Source organism: Bradyrhizobium sp. USDA 4461 (genome assembly GCF_054055655.1).
On sequence record NZ_JBSRXM010000001.1, the window covers coordinates 3514186 to 3530294 of the forward strand.

Below are 16109 nucleotides of genomic sequence, written 5' to 3' on the forward strand. Positions count from 1 at the left end.
ATAGATTTGCGTGACCAACAACCGCGAGGGATCGCCGATGTCACGTCCGCCGCTGCCGCCCTTCACCCGCGAGACCGCCGCGCAGAAGGCGCGCATGGCCGAAGATGCCTGGAATTCGCGCGACCCGGTTCGGGTCGCCGGCGCCTATACCGAGGACAGCCGCTGGCGCAATCGTTCCGAGGTATTTCAGGGCCGCGAGGCGATTGTCGCCTTCCTCACCCGCAAATGGGAGAAGGAGCAGGACTACCGCCTGATCAAGGATCTCTGGGCGTTCGACGGCAACCGCATCGCGGTGCGCTTCCAGTACGAATGGCATGATGCCGGCGGCAACTGGTTTCGCTCCTACGGCAACGAGCAGTGGGAGTTCGACGAGCACGGCCTGATGCGCCGCCGCGAGGCCTCGATCAACGACATCGCGATCGCAGAAAAGGACCGCCGCTTCCACTGGCCTGCGCCGGGCCCGCGTCCGGCCGATGTGCCGGGGTTGGGGCAGGAGCCGTTCTGACGGTGAGAGGTGGGCCGTCGTGCTTCGAGACGCGCGTTCCGCGCTCCTCAGCATGACGGGTGATTGATATTCGCAAGGTGCTAGATTTGCTGCGAGCAGTTTCGTCATCCTGAGAGCTTGTGACGGATTCGGCTCCTGCGGAGTTTTTGGCGGCTGTTCGTCGCAGCAATTGGCAGGTTTGAGTTCGAGTTCGGCGATGACCCGTTGTTTAGGCTCTGGAGAGGCGGTTGCCTTGCAGGATGTTGTTGACGAGGGCGTACCAGAGCACGACGGCACGGACCTTTTCGATGCCGCGCACGGTCAATTGCCGCAGGTCCCAATTGCGCCAGCGGGCATGGATGCACTCGCAGATCGACCGGGACCTGTATCGGGCCTTGCCCTCTTTGCTCGCCATTCGCGCACGCCAGGCCAACACCCCCGGACCGTCGCCGCGCCGCGGTAGATAGGGATCGGTACCGTGCTTGGATTGAGTGGGCGGACAAAAGATATCGATGCCCTCGGCATAGGCCCATTCGATGTCCTCGGCACTGCCAAAGCCGCCATCGACGAGATGGTCCTTGGGCAACCCTCCGGGCCGCGCACGCTGCCGCTCCAGCATGGGACGCATCAGGCCGCGATCGGATCCGATGTTGCAAATTCTGGTGTCGACGACGATCTGCTCGCCGGCCACGCTCGTCACCTGCACGTTGTAGGCGGGGCGGAAGCCGCCGTTCGCCATCTTCATGACCCGTGCATAGGCGTCCGTCGTGGAGGCCCGCGGCTCCTTCGGCGTCTTGCCGTTGCCGCGACTTTCTTCGCGCTCCTTGCGCTGCTGCTTGATCTCGGCGAGCGCCGTCTGCGCCGCCTTCACCCGCGCGCTGCGTTCCCGCGCGGCCCGCTCCTTGGCTGCCCGGGCACGCTTATTGCTGGCGTCCGAGCGTGTGTCGACCTCGCGCTTGAGGTCTTCCACCACGGCCTCAGCCTGCGCCAAATGCTTATCCAGCGTCGCCTCGCGCCGGAACGAGGCCGCCCCGGCGCTGGCCCGGACCCGCATGCCATCCTGCGCCAAGGTCTCCAGATCGACGAGACCGGCCTTTGCCAACGCTGCCAGATGCTCACTGAGCAGTCGGTCAAGCAGATCGGCGTTGCCGACCCGGAAGTCCGCCAGCAGGTGATAGTTCACCGACACCCCGCCGCACAGCCAGCGATAGGCATCGTGGCTCTCGCACAGCCGCTCCAACGCCCGCGCGCTGCCAACGCCTTCGCTGGCGGCATAGAGCCACAGCGCCAGCAAAAGCCGGGGCGAGGTCGCGGGGTGACCGGGACGATCGCCGCGAGCCTTGATCCGGTCCTCCAACTCACTCAGATCAAGCTCTTCGACATAAGACCAGATCAGCCGCACCGGATGGTCTTCCCCGATCAGGCTCTCAATATCAACCGCTCGCAGCGCAATCTGGTCGCGCTGGGGCTCACGCAGCCGCGGAGCGCCGGGCAAGCCCGCTTCGACTGGTGGCTTCGCCTGCTCCGGCAGGTCCCCAAACAACTCATCGGCAGCCAACATCACCTCCCGCGAATCCATCATCGCCAGAGAATCACACCGCGCCGGCTTTCGGCTATAATGCTCGCTGAAACCCCAAAAAAATCACACCCTCTGAGGTGCGAGCGGAGCGAGCCTCGAAGGATGGACGGCCCCGCTCGGAGGCCGTCACGTTCGAAACGAGAATGTGCCTTACGCCGCCGCCTTGTGCCGGGCGATTTCGGCCTTGTAGAGCTCGAATTCTTCCGCGACCGCCTTCGCGATCGAGGGCCGCGCGCGCAGCCGCTCGTAATAGGCCTTCAGCGCCGGCCATTTCGAAAGCTCGATCGGGGGCGTCGCCATGGTCCAGTTGATGACCGTGACGAGGTAGGCGTCGGCGACGCTGAAATGGTCGAGCAGATAGTCGCGGCCTTTGAGATGATCTTCGACATAGTCGAGCCGCGAAACGTATTTCTCCAGCGCATAGGTCTTGGCTTCGGGCGGTGCCTTCCTGTCGAGCAGCGGCAGGAACAGGCCCTTGTGCAATTCGGTGCCGATGAAGCACAGCCATTGATGCAGCTTCGAACGCTCGGCGTTCGACGCGGTGCCGAGGCCGGCGCACGGGAACTGGTCGGCGACATATTGCAGGATCGCCGCGTTCTCGGTCAGCACGACGCCATCGTCGGTGCGCAGCGTCGGCACCAGGCCCAGCGGGTTGACCGTGTTGAAGTCGGAGCCGTCGTTGCGCACCTGCTTGGTCTTCGGATCGACCTCGAGATAATTGGCCGGCTGGCCGGCCTCATAGAGCGCGACGCGGGTCGCCATCGAGCAGGCGAGCGGCGAGAAATAGAGGTCCATTGGTGCCTCCTTGGCGGTGTTGGCGCGGGTGCCCGGCCGTTGTTGATTTTTGTACTGTCCTGGATAATATTTGTCCGGTCAAGGAATTTAGTGCGAAATGGTACAAAAAATTAAGAAGCCGCCATCTGCTGCCAAAATCGAGGCGCCGGTCGCACCGAAGCGCCGCGGGCGGCCGCGCGCCTATGAGCCCGATGTCGCGCTCGGCAAGGCGCTCGATTTGTTCCGGCGCGACGGCTTTGCCGCGACCTCGCTCGATGATCTCAGTGCCGCGACCGGCATGAACCGGCCGAGCCTCTATGGCGCGTTCGGCGACAAGCGCGAGCTCTACATCAAGAGCTACCAGCGTTATCGCGACGACGCGCGCGCCGCGATGGCCGACATCTTCCGCGCCGATGCGCCGCTCCGCGAGCGGCTCGAGCGCATCTATCGCATCGCGCTCGACATCTATCTCTCCGGCGAATCCGGCCCGCGCGGCTGCTTCACGGTGATGACGGCAGCGTCCGAGGCGGTGTCGGATCCGGACATCCGCGCCATGGTGCTGGAGGGCCTGACCGAGCTCGACAAGGCGTTCGGCATCTGCTTCCGCCATGCCAGGGAGCGCGGCGAGCTGCCTGACGGCGCCGATCCGGCGGCGCTGGCGCATCTTGCCTCCGCCACCATCCACACCATCGCGATCCGCGCCCGTGCCCGCGTGGCGCGCAAGGAGCTCGAGGCGATCGTGCAGGGCGCCATCGACGTGATGTGCGGGCTGAAATAGCCGCCGCCAATTTTTCCGCAGCAAATGTCGGGCGGTGTTTTTCCCGGCCGTCCTCCGTCAGGTCTCCTCACTCACGGAAGTGGAATCTCATGGGAAAAGTCAGGACTTCAGCTTTTACGGTCTCGATCGACGGATTTGGCGCGGCGCCGCGTCAGAGCCTCGAACATCCATTCGGCGAGGGCGGCCTGGCGCTGCCGGCCTCCTGGTTCTTCGAGACACGGGCATTTCGCGCGATGGTCGGCAAGGAGGGCGGCAGCACCGGGCTCGATGACGAGATCGCGCGCAAGTCGATGGAAAATATCGGCGCCTGGATCCTCGGGCGGAACATGTTCGGCCCGATCCGCGGGCCGTGGCCGGATGATGCCTGGAAAGGCTGGTGGGGCCCCAATCCGCCGTATCACACGCCGGTGTTCGTGCTGACGCATCACGCGCGGCCCGACATCGAGATGGAAGGCGGCACCACGTTTCATTTCGTGACCGACGGCATCCACGCCGCGCTGGCGCGGGCGCGCGCAGTGGCGGGCGACAAGGACATCCGGGTCGGCGGCGGCGTGTCGCTGGTGCGGCAATTCCTTGAGGCGCGGCTGCTCGACGAGGTGCAACTGGCGCTGGCGCCGGTGCTGCTCGGCGGCGGCGAGAGCCTGTTTGCCGGGCTCGATCTGCCCGCCCTTGGCTATGGCGTCGTTTCGCACGTCGCGAGCCCGAACGCCACGCACGTCACCTTCGCGCGCAAATCGTAGATCGTTCACGCCTGCGTCAGCGGCCGAAATCGGCCGTTGACGCCAACGCCGTTCCGGCGTACTTAACCCAAAGGTTATTTAACCTATGAGCTAAGTAGATGCCGCCCGATCCCCTCAGTTCGACCTTCGCGGCGCTGGCCGATCCGACCCGGCGCGCGATCCTGGCGCGGCTCGCGCTTGGCGAGACCTCGGTGATGGAGCTGGCGAAGCCGTTCGACATGAGCCTGCCGGCGATCTCGAAACACCTGAAGGTGCTGGAACATGCCGGGCTGATCTCGCGCGGGCGCGAGGCGCAGTGGCGGCCGTGCCGCATCGCGCCGGCCTCGTTCAAACAGGTCGACGGCTGGCTCGGCAATTTCCGCCGCTTCTGGGACGAGAGCTTCAACCGCCTCGACGGCCTGCTCGAGGAGATGAAGGCGGAGGAGGCCGCGAAGGCCCCGCCGCGCAGCAACCGCAAAGTCACCAACCGTAAAGTCAGAGTAACCGAGGAGAAGCAACGTGGACGCACGCGTGGATAAGACGCTGAGGATCACGACCCCGTCGGATTTCGAATTCGCCATGACGCGCCAGTTCGATGCGCCGCGGCGCTTTGTGTTCGACGCGATGACCAAGCCGGAATTTCTGGTGCGCTGGCTCGGCTGCGAGACGCTGGCCATGCCGGTGTGCGAAGTCGACCTGCGCGTCGGTGGCGCCTATCGGTTCGTGTTCCGCTCGTCCGAGGGCATCGAGCACGAACTCACCGGCACCTATCGCGAGGTGGTGCGTCCGGAACGGCTCGCGTTCGGCGAAACCTTCTCGATGCCGGGCTTCACCAGCGACGAGTATCTGGTGATCTCGACCTTCGACGAGCAGGGCGGCAAGACCACGTTGACCACCACGATCCGCCATCCGACCAAGGAAGCGCGCGACGGCCATCTCAATTCGGGCATCGAGAAGGGCGTCGAGCCGGCCTACGACCGGCTCGCCGAGATCGTGGCTGGGATGGGGTGACGTTGTACGTCGTCATTGCGAGGAGCAACGCGACGAAGCAATCCATCGTACCGCACATGCGGAGGTATGGATTGCTTCGCTTCGCTCGCAATGACGGGAGGCGAGCGCTGGCTTCGTAGCCCGGATGGAGCCAACGAGTCGCGCGAATGCGCGCCCGATGACAAACTCCGCGCAATCCGGGAGTGGTCTGCCCGTAGCAAGGACCCCGGATTTCGCTTCGCTGCATCCGGGCTACGCGCCGGGCCTCAATAGCCCCGCTTGCGATCGACCACGTTGTCCAGCTCCCCGCCTTGCTCGAAGCGCGCGATCTGCTGCGCGACGTATTTCGAGATCTCGTCGGCGTCGGTGTCGGCGGCGTTGTGCGGGGTCAGCACCACCTTCGGGTGGCTCCAGAACGGGTTCGCTTCGGGCAGCGGCTCGGTCTCGAACACGTCGAGCGAGGCGGCGCCCAGCGTGCCGTCATCGAGCGCGTGCAAAATATCCGCCTCGTTCTGCAAGCCGCCGCGGCCGGCATTGATGATGACGGGCGCGCCGAGCGGGCTCTCGCGGTTCAGTTTGGCGAACGCATCGCGGTTCAGCACATGCCTTGTATCCGGCGTCAGCGGCAGCAGGCAGACCAGGATGTTGGTCGCGCGCAGGAACGCGTCGAGCCCGTCGCTGCCGTGATGGCAGGTGATGCCGTCGATCCGCTTCTCGCTGCGGCTCCAGCCGACGACGCGGAAGCCGAGCGCGCGCAGCGCCTGCGCCGCGGCCGCGCCCAGCGTGCCGAGCCCCATCACGCCGACGGTGATCGCGTTCGCCGCCCATTGATAGTTCGGCGCCCAGTACTTCTTGCGCTGCGACTCGCGCAGGTAAAGCTCCTGGCGGTGATGCATCAGCACATGCAGCACGACATATTCGGTCATGCGGTCGGTGAGATCGGAGACCGAGACCCGCACCAGCGGTACGTCGGGCAGCGAGCGGTCGGCCATCAGCGCGTCGACCCCGGCGCCGAGATTGAAGATCACGCGCAGGTTCTTGAACGCCGCGAGTTCGCCCGGCTTCGGCTTCCACACCGCGGCGTAATGCACCTCAGCCGGATCGAGCGCGCCGTCCGGCAGCAGCACCACCGCCCGGTCGGCGCAGACGGTGTCGAACCGCGCCTTCCAGCGCGCCGGCGACCAGTTTTCCGAGCCGCCATTGATCAGCAGCGCGAGTGCGCCCTTACCCATTCAGATACCTCCAAAGCCAATGTGACTTATGTCACAGAGCGGGCGTAACCCGCGCCCTAGTCTCCTGCCATCAACAGGGGAGAACTTCCATGCGCAAACTGGTCCTGAGCTCGGCTTTCATCCTCGCCGCCATCGCCACCGCGCACGCCGGCCAGAGCCGCGGCCTGGTGCTCGCAAATGCCGATACGCCCGCCCAGGCGCAACCGGCCGTTGCTCCGGCCCAGGCCGAGGCCCAGCCGGCGCCGTCGCAGGCGCAGCCGGCGGAGGCGCCGCGGCAGCAGGCGTCCCAGCCGTTGCAGAGGAGCCACGTCCATCACCGGGAGAGCGATGAAGCCAAGGCGCGCCGGATCGCCGCGCGTTACGGCATCTACTGGTGACGGCACCATGATTGTCGCGGTGATGGCGTGACGCGTCATCGCCGCGTCCGACGTCCCGGCATGTGATCGACATCGAGCGCCGCATCAGGAACCCAAATTTCTTTCGCGCCGCCTGTCGGCAGCGGGCATAATCGTTCGTTCTTGCAATGAACGGAGATGCCTTTTCGATGCTGTACGCCATCCTCTGCTATCATGACGAAGACATGGTCGGTTCCTGGAGCAAGGAACACGACGCCTCGGTCATGCAGAAATTGTCCGTCGTGCAGGACAAGCTCGCCAAGCAGGGCAAGCTCGGCCCGGTGGCGCGGCTGCTGCCGACCACCGCGGCGACCACGCTGCGCAAGGAAAACCCGCCGGTGGTGCTGGACGGCCCGTTCGCCGAAACCAAGGAGCAGCTGCTCGGCTTCTATCTGGTCGAGGGCAAGAACCTCGACGAGGTGCTCGACATCGCGCGCGACCTCGGCGAGGCCAATCCCGGCGGCACCTATGAGATCCGCCCGGTCGGCTACTTCAATCAGGGGGGTACCAAAGCGTGAGCGTGACCGACACCGCCTGGATCGATGCCGCGCTGACGTCGGCGCGTCCCCAGGCGGTTGGCGCACTGCTGCGCTACTTCCGCAATCTCGATACCGCCGAGGAGGCGTTCCAGAACGCCTGCCTGCGGGCGCTGAAGAGCTGGCCGCAGAACGGCCCGCCGCGCGATCCCGCCTCGTGGCTGATCATGGTCGGCCGCAACGTCGCGATCGACGACATCAGGCGCAGCAAGAAGCAGGAAGCGCTGCCCGATGACGACCAGGCGATCTCCGATCTCGACGATGCCGAGGACGAGATCGCCGAGCGGCTCGACGGCTCACATTATCGCGACGACATCCTGCGGCTGCTGTTCATCTGCTGTCACAAGGACCTGCCGGCGACCCAGCAGATCGCGCTGGCGCTGCGCATCGTCTCGGGCCTCTCGGTGAAGCAGATCGCGCGCGCCTTCCTGGTCTCGGAAGCCGCGATGGAGCAGCGCATCACCCGCGCCAAGGCTCGCGTCGCCGATGCCAACGTGCCGTTCGAGACGCCGGGCGCGGTCGAGCGCAGCGAGCGGCTCGCCTCGGTCGCGGCGATGATCTATCTGATCTTCAACGAGGGCTATTCGGCGAGCGGCGACACCGCCGAAATCCGCGCGCCGCTGTGCGAGGAGGCGATCCGGCTCGCGCGGCTGCTGCTGCGGCTGTTCCAGAGCGAGCCGGAGATCATGGGGCTGACGGCGCTCTTGCTGTTGCAGCACGCCCGCGCCGAGGCGCGCTTCGACGCCGACGGCCAGGTCATCCTGCTCGACGACCAGGACCGCACGCTCTGGAATCAGAAGCTGATCGCCGAGGGCCTCGCGCTGATCGACAAGGCGATGCGCCATCGCCGCAGCGGACCCTATCAGGTGCAGGCCGCGATCGCCGCCCTGCACGCCCGCGCGGAAAAGCCCGAGGACACCGACTGGACCCAGATCGACCTGCTCTACGGCGCGCTCGAAATCATGCAGCCGTCGCCGGTGATCACACTCAACCGCGCGGTTGCGGTCTCCAAGGTGAAGGGACCAGACGCCGCGCTCGAGATGATCGAGCCGCTGGCGCCGCGGCTTGCGAATTATTTCCATTACTTCGGCGTGCGCGGCGCCTTCCTGATGCAGCTCGGCCGCAACGAGGAAGCCCGCGTCGCCTTCGACCGCGCCATCGCCCTCGCCAACACCACGGCCGAAGCGGCCCACATCCGCATGCATATCGACCGCCTGATGCGCGACAGCCAGCCGCGCAATGCGAAGGCGAAGTAGTCGGCTCGCCTGGCCCCGGGCGAGCTGATCGATGGGAGCGTCGCTCGTGCAACCGCGGTTGTGCTTCCGAAAAATTCTTCACCCATCTTGTCGGCCCCGCATTCCCCCGTTCGTCATGAAGGCAGAGAGCATCACCAAGCGTCACGGAGCCTGTCATGCCGACGATCGTCGACACCGAAATCTCGAAGCCCGCCCGCATCACCGGCCGTGTCATGAGCGGCGTGGTCATCCTGTTCCTGCTGTTCGACGGCGCGATCAAGCTGCTGCCGTTGCCGGTCGTCACCGAGACCATGGACAAGATGGGCTGGGGCGCGAGCGATACGCTGGCGCGCAGCCTCGGCATCATCACCATCGTCTGCACGCTGTTGTACTCGGTGCCGCCGACCTCGATCCTCGGCGCCATCCTGCTCACAGGCTATCTCGGCGGCGCGATCGCTTCCCATGTGCGGATCGGCAGCCCGCTGTTCACCCACACGCTGTTCGGGCTTTATCTCGGCCTGATGCTGTGGGGCGGGCTCTATCTGCGCGACGGCGATCTGCGCGCGCTGCTGCCGTTCCGCCGCTGAGTGATCGTTCATCCACAATGCTGCCGCAGGGACATGCGACCAGCGTCACATGAACAGTGTATCGTCCGAGCCGATTGAAAAATAACTAACCAAGGGAGCATGCAATGCAGGTCAACCCGTATCTGTCCTACGACGGCAATTGCGGCGCCGCGCTGAAATTCTACGAGAAGGTGCTTGGCGCGCGGATCGAGGAATCCTTCCCCTATGGCGAGGGCAACGCGGAAATGCAGACGCCGCCCGGCTGGCAGGACAAGATCATGCACGCCCGCCTCACGATCGACGGCGAGATCATCATGGCCTCCGACGCGCCGCCCGGCCATTTCCAGAAGCCGCAGGGCTTTCACGTCGCGTTGCAGGTCGAGGATCCCACGGAGGCCGAACGCCGCTTCAAGGCGCTGTCGGAAGGCGGCACCGTCACCATGCCGTTCGGCAAGACCTTCTTCTCCAACGGCTTCGGCATGTGCGTCGACCAGTTCGGCATCCCCTGGATGGTGAACTGCCCGGCACAGATGTAGGTCGAGGTTACTTCTGCCTAGCACCGCGATTCTCGTTCTATCGCCGTCATCCTGAGGTGGCCGCTTCTTCAGCGGCCCTCGAAGGATCGACGGCCCGGCTGTTCCAACGTGCGCGCGCTGAGCCATCCGGGCCGTGCATCCTTCGAGACGCGCGGAGCCTGTCATCGGGCCGCGCTTCGCGCGGACCCGTTGGCGCTCCTCAGAATGACGGGATTGGCAGCATCGCTTGCTCAGTTCAGATCGGACTCGATCGCCGCTACCTGCACCGTGGATAGATCGCCGCGAGGTCGCGGCCGCGCAGCAGCAGCAGGCGGGAGGTCAGGCCGCCGCGGCGCACGATCCAGCCGCGCACCGGCGGAGGGTAAGCGGCCAGCACCGCCTCGGACGCTTCCGGCTCGGCATAGGTCCGGCCGCGCTGGTCGATCGAGCGCGCGGCGTGGAAGCCGAGCACGGCGCGCCGCGTCACGCAGATGCGGTCGCTTGGCACCATCGAAAGCACCAGCGTGCAGGCCGACAGGCATGGCCCGTCGATCACCACGCGCTCGCCGGACTCGCGCACCTTGTCGAACAGGTCGATGAACGGGCCGACCTGCCCGCCGGGGCTGGCGAGGATACGAACTTCGGCATCTGCGCCGGAGATGTCGGCGAAGAGCGCCGCCAAGCCCAAGATCGTCGAGATCGTCCAGATCGCCCCGATGCGCATGCGGCCGTTCCTTCCGTTGCCGGCTCCAGTTAGGCTAGCGCTTGCGGCGAGAGTTTGTCAGCCTTTGCCGGAGACGCCGGCTTCGGCAAAGGTCGCCATGCCGCCGTGACAGGCGAGCGCGGCGCGCAGCAGCAGGATCGCGATTCCGGCGCCGGAGGCTTCGCCGAGCCGCATCTCGAGATCGAGCAGGGGCGCGAGTCCAAGCTCCCGCAGCAATTCGCGGTGGCCGAGTTCGGCCGACACATGCCCGGCGCGGCAATGCGCGAGACCGCCGGGCGCAAGCCGCGCCAGCGGCAGCACCGCCGCTGTCGCCACGAAGCCGTCGAGCAGCACCGGGATGGACCTTGCACGCGCCGCCAGCACGGCCCCGGCGATCGCCGCGAGCTCGCGCCCGCCGAGCGCGACCGCGACTGCGAGCGGATCGTCGAGCAGGCTGCGATGCATCTTGAGCGCGGCATCGATCGTGGTGCGCTTGCGCAGCAGGCCGGCATCGTCGACGCCGGTGCCGCGGCCGGCCCAGCGCGCGCCGCGCCCGCCCATCAACGCCGCGCACAGTGTTGCTGCGACCGTGGTGTTGGCGATCCCCATCTCGCCGACCACCAGCAGGTCGCATTGCTCCGGCACGGTGCGCCAGCCGGTATCGAACGCGACGAGGAAATCGGCGCCGTCCATCGCCGGCGCCATCGTGAAATCGCGGGTCGGGCGCGCCAGCTCGAGCGGCTCGACGCGCAGCTCGGCGCCGGCAAGCTTGGCGATCTGGTTGATTGCAGCACCTCCCGCGGCGAAGTTCGCCACCATCTGCGCGGTGACTTCGGACGGATAGGCGGAAACGCCACGTTCGGCGATGCCGTGATTGCCGGCGAACACCGCGATCGTGATCTCATCGAGCCGGGGGATCTCGCGCTGCTGCCAGCGCGCCAGCCAGATCGCCACCTCTTCAAGCCGCCCGAGGCTGCCCGGCGGCTTGGTCAGGTTCTGCTGGCGAACCGTAGCGGCCGCGGCACTGGCCTCGTCGCCCTGGGGCAGGTCGCGACAAAAGCTGCGGATGTCGTCTAGAGTACTGAACTGCATGCGATTCCCTCGTCGAGCGGGCCGCAAGCTAAAGCACCATCCGGAAACCTGTGAAGCGGTTTTCCGAACGGATCGTGCTCAAACAAGAAGCTCAAGCGCGGTGAGATTCAGCCCGATCTCAGCGCGCTTTAGCTCAATTCCAGGGCCGCGACCATGCGTGAATTGCTCGACGATCTCAGGACCGCCACCGCCTTTCTGACCCGGCTGCCGATGCCGCATCCGGACGGCGCGCGGCCGGAGAGCTTTGCGCGGGCGCAGCGGCTGTTCCCGCTGGTCGGGGCCGGCATTGGCGCTGCGATCGGCCTGTTCTGCCTGCTGCTGCGGTCGATCGGCGTGCCGGACCTTGCCGCGGCGGCGCTCGCGCTCGGCGGCGGCGCGCTGCTGACCGGGGCACTGCATGAGGATGGGCTCGCCGATGTCGCCGACGGGTTCGGCGGCGGCCGCGATGTCGCGGCCAAGCTTGAAATCATGCGCGACAGCCGGCTCGGTACCTATGGCGCGCTGGCGCTGGTGGTGAGCTTTGCCAGCAAGCTCGCGGCGCTTGCGGCCATTCCGGATGGCGTCGTGGTGCAGAGCCTGATTGCGGCGCATGCGCTCGGCCGCGGCGCGTTGCCGTGGATCGCGATCAGCATGCCTTATGCGCGCGCGGATGGGCTCGCGGCCAATGCCGGCCGGCCTGACGGCATGATTGCCGCGGTCGCAGCAGGTCTCGCGCTGGTGATCGCAATCCTCGCGCTGCCGTTCAGCAGCGCGCTGTTGGCGGCGATTGCGGCCGGTGCGAGCGCGCTGATCATGGCGCTGCTGGCGAAGCGGCAGATCGGCGGCCAGACCGGCGATGTGCTCGGCGGCGCCGAGCAGGTCGCGGAGACCGCGATGCTGGTGCTGCTCGCGGCGCGGTTGGGTTAGAGCGTTTTCGAGCGAAGTGGATCCCGGTTCGCGTGAAGAAAACGCGTCAATGAAAGGCCAAGTGGTGATGGATCGTGAAACCCGCTTCTGGCTGATCCGTCACGCGCCGGTCGATGGTCCACGCGGCGTGATCCATGCGCCGGATGCGCCGGCGGACCTCAGCGATGCCGCGGCCTTGGCTGCGTTGCAGGCGAGGCTTCCGGCGGATGCGATCGCGGTTTGCAGTCCGGCGCGGCGCACACGCGAGACCGCAGCGCGGCTCGGCCTCACCGCAACGGAAGACGACGCCTTTCGCGAGCAGGATTTCGGCGACTGGACCGGCCGCCGCCACAGTGAGATCGAAGCCGAGCTCGGCGCCGTGGCCTACCGCGCCTTCTGGCAATCGCCGGGCATCAACCGCCCGCCGGGTGGTGAAAGCTTTGCGGATCAGATCGGTCGCGCGCAGGCCGGGCTGGCACGCCTGCCGGCCGGCGACGTCGTGCTGGTCGTGCATTCCGGCACCATCCGCGCGGTGCTCGCCATCGCGCTCGAACTCGCGCCGGAGCTCGCACTGCGCTTCGTCATCGACCCGCTGTCGCTGACCCGGATCGATCGGTTGGGTGATACGTGGCGTGTGGTCGTGGTGAATGGGCGGTAGGCCAATGCGGCAATGTCAATTCCGTCATCCTGAGGAGCGGCCTCTTGGCCGCGTCTCGAAGGATGCACGGCCCCCGATCGCTCGGCGTACGTTGATCGTCTACCGGTGATAGCGGGACCGTCGATCCTTCGAGACGGCCGCTTTGCGGCCTCCTCAGGATGACGGTGAGAACGCGGGACGGCTACCCATTCCGCCGCTGGCCGCGCAGGGTCGGCAGGCCGATGCCGGCGGCGTCGAAGCCGCCGTCGACGGCAAGAATCTGCCCGGTGATGTAGCTCGCGCGATCCGAGCACAGGAAGAAGATCGCTTCCGCCAGCTCTTCCTCCAGCCCGTAGCGATTCAGCGGGATCGCGTCGTGATAGTCGGCGCGGATCTCCGGCGTGTGGACAGCCTTGGCCATCGCGGTCTCGACCGGGCCCGGCGCGACGCCGTTGACGCGGATGCCGAGCGAGGCGAGCTCGACCGCGAGCTGCTTGGTGAGATGCGCGAGCCCCGCCTTGCTGGTGCCGTAGGCCGAGCGCAGCGTCGAGGCGCGCACCGCCGAGATCGAGGTGATGTTGACGATCGCGCCGCCATGCTCGCGCATCAGGGGCGCAGCCGCCTTGGTGCAGAGGAACGGGCCGGTGAGGTTGACCGCCATGATCCGGCTCCAGTCGGCGTCCGAGGTTTCCAGCACCGGCGCGAACACCGCGGTGCCGGCGTTGTTGACCAGCGCGTCGAGCCGGCCGAAGCCGTTTGCGATCGCAGCGATCGCGGCTGCCACGCCAGCGGCATCCGATACGTCGCAGGTCAGCGCGACTGTGTCGTCGGGCTGCTTCAAGGCCGCGACCGCGCTCTCCAACAGCGCGCCCTCGATGTCGAGCAGCGCGACGCGCCAGCCGTCGGCGAGGAAGCGTTTCGCCGCGGCAAGCCCGATGCCGCGCGCGGCGCCGGTCACGAGGGCGACTTTTTGTTCGGAGGGAGTCATCGGGCGGTCCATCGGTTCGGGCAGGAAAGTCCCGACCGTCTGCGACCTTTATGTGGAGCTGTCAACAACCAGTGACGTGCCGTTCCTCCGTCATCCTGAGGAGCGCGTAGCGCGTCTCGAAGGATGCACGGCCCCCAGCCCGGGCCGCGCACCCTTCGAGGATCGCACCGCGTCCTACGCCGCAAGCTCGGCGGAAGCGCGCTGCATGTTGGTCGACATGTCCTGCGTCACGATGCTCTGCTCCTCGACCGCCGCGGCGGTGGAGGTGATGTACTCGTTGACGCCGGCGATCGCCGCCTTGATCTCCGACAGCGAGGTGACCACCGCGGCGGCGATCGAGTTCAGCGCATCGATCTCCGAGGAAATCGTGTCGGTCGCCTGCTTGGCCTGGTTGGCGAGGCTCTTCACCTCGGAGGCCACCACCGCGAAGCCGCGGCCGGCCTCGCCGGCGCGGGCCGATTCGATCGTGGCGTTGAGGGCGAGCAGGTTGATTTGCCCGGTGATGCTCGAGATCATCTCGACGATGCCGCTCATCGCCTGCGCCGCGGCGTTGAGCTTCTGCGCCTGGCCGTCGGCAGCCTCGACGCGGCCGGTGGCGACCGCGGCGTTCTGCTTCGACTTGGTCATGGTTTCCGAGATCTCGCGGATCGAGGCGCTCATCTCCTCGCTGCCGGCGGCGACCGCCTCGATCAGGCCGCGCGCGCTGTCGGCTTTCTTGCGGCCGATCGCCTGCGCGGTGATGTCGGTGGCGTACTTCACCACCTTGTAGGGCTTGCCGTTGAGGTCGAGGATCGGGTTGTAGGAGGCCTGGATCCAGATCTCGCGGCCGCCCTTGGCGATGCGCTTGTACTCGGCGGCCTGGAACTCGCCCCGGTTCAGTGCGCCCCAGAACTCGCGATAGCCGTTCGCGCTCGCTTCGGCGGGCTCGACGAACATGCTGTGATGCTTGCCCTGGATCTCGGCGAGCGAATAGCCCATCGCGGCGAGGAAGTTCGGGTTCGCGGTGCGGATCGAGCCGTCCATGTTGAATTCGATCACCGCCTGCGACTTGCCGATCGCGTCGATCTGGCCATCATTGTCGGCGGCCTTCAGCTTCTGCTGGGTGACGTCGGTCGCGAACTTGACGACCTTGAACGGCTTGCCGCGATCGTCGAGGATCGGGTTGTAGCTGGCGAGGATCCAGATTTCCCTGCCGCCCTTGGCGATCCGCTTGAACTCGCCGGTCTCGAACTCGCCGCGGTTCAGCCGCGCCCAGAAATCGCGATAGGCCGGACTATCGCGGTCGGCCGGCGATATGAAGATGCTGTGATGCTTGCCCTGGATTTCGGCCAGCGAATAGCCCATCGCGCCGAGGAAGTTCTCGTTGGCGTTGACGATGGTGCCGTCCATATTGAACTCAATCACCGCCTGGGCACGTCCGATCGCGGCGATCTTGCCGGCATCTTCCATGCTGTGGATCTTCTGTGCGGTGATGTCGGTGGCGAGTTTGACGACACCGACCGGCTTGCCGTTCTTGTCCAGGATCGGGTTGTAGGAGGCCTGGATCCAGATCTCGCGACCGCCCTTGGCGACGCGCTTGTACTGCGAGGTCTGGTACTCACCACGGTTCAGGTTCGCCCAGAATTGGCGATAGTCGTGGCTGTCGCGCGTGGCGGCATCGACGAACATGCTGTGGTGCTTGCCCCTGATCTCGTCGAGCGTGTAGCCCATCGCGTTCAGGAAGTTCTCGTTGGCGTCGACGACGGTGCCGTCGAGCTTGAACTCGATCACCGCCTGCGATTTTCCGATCGCTGCGGCCTGCGCCAGCGCGTTGTCGATCTTTGCCTTGTTGCTGAAACTGAACATCAGGGCTCCGTGAAGGTTCAAACAATGAAAGGGGATGAGAAAAGCGGATCGTTGCAACTCACGGAAAGGTTGCAGCGAGCCGTTTAGCATCGGTAAAGCCTGCGGCTCGCACGCGCGTGGCACGAACTGCATAGAGCGATCACGCACGCGCGCATC

The 16109-nt window shown here is 66.2% G+C and carries 19 protein-coding genes; 12 read left to right on the top strand and 7 right to left on the bottom strand.

All coding sequences use genetic code 11. The annotated features are described in order from the left end of the window. Positions 1-37 precede the first annotated feature (37 nt). The gene (locus tag ACVINW_RS16420; RefSeq protein WP_456756411.1) at positions 38-505 is read left to right on the top strand and encodes a nuclear transport factor 2 family protein; all 468 of its coding nucleotides are present in this window, start codon (positions 38-40) and stop codon (positions 503-505) included. A gap of 208 nt (positions 506-713) precedes the next feature. Here the strand turns inward: ACVINW_RS16420 and ACVINW_RS16425 are convergent, their stop codons facing one another. Next, complete coding sequence (locus tag ACVINW_RS16425) at positions 714-2045, bottom strand: IS1182 family transposase (protein WP_456756412.1); 1332 nt, start codon at positions 2043-2045, stop codon at positions 714-716. Positions 2046-2213: 168 nt separating this feature from the next. Continuing rightward, positions 2214-2858 carry a glutathione binding-like protein gene (locus ACVINW_RS16430; protein WP_456752268.1) on the bottom strand — a complete coding sequence of 215 codons (645 nt, stop codon included), beginning with the start codon at positions 2856-2858 and terminating at the stop codon, positions 2214-2216. Positions 2859-2955: 97 nt separating this feature from the next. Between ACVINW_RS16430 and ACVINW_RS16435 the strand changes: the two genes are divergently transcribed. The 4 genes from ACVINW_RS16435 to ACVINW_RS16450 all read left to right on the top strand — a co-directional run bounded on the left by ACVINW_RS16435 (position 2956) and on the right by ACVINW_RS16450 (position 5345). Further along, positions 2956-3615 carry a TetR/AcrR family transcriptional regulator gene (locus tag ACVINW_RS16435; RefSeq protein WP_456752269.1) on the top strand — a complete coding sequence of 220 codons (660 nt, stop codon included), beginning with the start codon at positions 2956-2958 and terminating at the stop codon, positions 3613-3615. 89 nt (positions 3616-3704) lie between these two features. Next, positions 3705-4355, top strand: coding sequence for a dihydrofolate reductase family protein (locus ACVINW_RS16440; RefSeq protein ID WP_456752270.1), 651 nt, complete (start codon positions 3705-3707; stop codon positions 4353-4355). Between the two features lie 98 nt (positions 4356-4453). Then, a complete protein-coding gene (locus ACVINW_RS16445; RefSeq protein WP_456752271.1) occupies positions 4454-4873 on the top strand; it encodes an ArsR/SmtB family transcription factor in 420 nt (139 codons plus the stop codon). Then, on the top strand, positions 4854-5345 hold the full coding sequence (locus ACVINW_RS16450; RefSeq protein WP_456752272.1) for an SRPBCC family protein: 492 nt from the start codon (positions 4854-4856) through the stop codon (positions 5343-5345). The genes ACVINW_RS16445 and ACVINW_RS16450 overlap by 20 nt, the downstream gene beginning before the upstream one ends. Positions 5346-5590: 245 nt before the next feature. Here ACVINW_RS16450 and ACVINW_RS16455 read toward each other — a convergent pair whose 3' ends face one another. After that, on the bottom strand, positions 5591-6556 hold the full coding sequence (locus ACVINW_RS16455) for a 2-hydroxyacid dehydrogenase (RefSeq protein ID WP_456752273.1): 966 nt from the start codon (positions 6554-6556) through the stop codon (positions 5591-5593). Positions 6557-6645: 89 nt separating this feature from the next. On the opposite strand from ACVINW_RS16455, the gene ACVINW_RS16460 reads away from it, so the two are divergent. The 5 genes from ACVINW_RS16460 (at position 6646) to ACVINW_RS16480 (ending at position 9824) form a co-directional block, all read left to right on the top strand. Continuing rightward, entirely contained in the window at positions 6646-6933 is a 288-nt protein-coding gene (locus ACVINW_RS16460) for a hypothetical protein (protein ID WP_456752274.1), read from the top strand. 167 nt (positions 6934-7100) lie between these two features. Continuing rightward, positions 7101-7469 carry a YciI family protein gene (locus ACVINW_RS16465; RefSeq protein WP_456752275.1) on the top strand — a complete coding sequence of 123 codons (369 nt, stop codon included), beginning with the start codon at positions 7101-7103 and terminating at the stop codon, positions 7467-7469. Then, positions 7466-8743 carry an RNA polymerase sigma factor gene (locus tag ACVINW_RS16470; RefSeq protein ID WP_456752276.1) on the top strand — a complete coding sequence of 426 codons (1278 nt, stop codon included), beginning with the start codon at positions 7466-7468 and terminating at the stop codon, positions 8741-8743. Before ACVINW_RS16465 ends, ACVINW_RS16470 begins: the two co-directional genes overlap by 4 nt. Before the next feature lie 155 nt (positions 8744-8898). Beyond that, the gene (locus ACVINW_RS16475; RefSeq protein WP_456752277.1) at positions 8899-9309 is read left to right on the top strand and encodes a DoxX family protein; all 411 of its coding nucleotides are present in this window, start codon (positions 8899-8901) and stop codon (positions 9307-9309) included. A 104-nt stretch (positions 9310-9413) separates the two neighbouring features. Continuing rightward, positions 9414-9824, top strand: a complete 411-nt coding sequence (locus tag ACVINW_RS16480; protein ID WP_456752278.1) for a VOC family protein — start codon at positions 9414-9416, stop codon at positions 9822-9824. A 256-nt stretch (positions 9825-10080) separates the two neighbouring features. Here ACVINW_RS16480 and ACVINW_RS16485 read toward each other — a convergent pair whose 3' ends face one another. Both ACVINW_RS16485 and cobT read right to left on the bottom strand, forming a co-directional pair. Beyond that, positions 10081-10527 (bottom strand): hypothetical protein, encoded by a 447-nt coding sequence (locus ACVINW_RS16485; RefSeq protein WP_456752279.1) that lies wholly within the window; start codon positions 10525-10527, stop codon positions 10081-10083. A gap of 57 nt (positions 10528-10584) precedes the next feature. Further along, positions 10585-11598 (bottom strand): nicotinate-nucleotide--dimethylbenzimidazole phosphoribosyltransferase, encoded by a 1014-nt coding sequence (gene cobT, locus ACVINW_RS16490; RefSeq protein ID WP_456752280.1) that lies wholly within the window; start codon positions 11596-11598, stop codon positions 10585-10587. A 153-nt stretch (positions 11599-11751) separates the two neighbouring features. Here cobT and cobS point away from each other — a divergent pair, with 153 nt between their 5' ends. Together cobS and ACVINW_RS16500 are read left to right on the top strand one after the other, a co-directional pair. Further along, positions 11752-12504, top strand: coding sequence for an adenosylcobinamide-GDP ribazoletransferase (gene cobS, locus ACVINW_RS16495; RefSeq protein WP_456752281.1), 753 nt, complete (start codon positions 11752-11754; stop codon positions 12502-12504). A gap of 67 nt (positions 12505-12571) precedes the next feature. Further along, positions 12572-13141 (top strand): histidine phosphatase family protein, encoded by a 570-nt coding sequence (locus ACVINW_RS16500; RefSeq protein WP_456756413.1) that lies wholly within the window; start codon positions 12572-12574, stop codon positions 13139-13141. Between the two features lie 181 nt (positions 13142-13322). Here the strand turns inward: ACVINW_RS16500 and ACVINW_RS16505 are convergent, their stop codons facing one another. Both ACVINW_RS16505 and ACVINW_RS16510 read right to left on the bottom strand, forming a co-directional pair. Next, complete coding sequence (locus tag ACVINW_RS16505; protein WP_456752282.1) at positions 13323-14108, bottom strand: SDR family NAD(P)-dependent oxidoreductase; 786 nt, start codon at positions 14106-14108, stop codon at positions 13323-13325. Positions 14109-14282: 174 nt separating this feature from the next. Beyond that, positions 14283-15953 carry a methyl-accepting chemotaxis protein gene (locus ACVINW_RS16510; RefSeq protein WP_456752283.1) on the bottom strand — a complete coding sequence of 557 codons (1671 nt, stop codon included), beginning with the start codon at positions 15951-15953 and terminating at the stop codon, positions 14283-14285. Between the last annotated feature and the right edge of the window lie 156 nt (positions 15954-16109).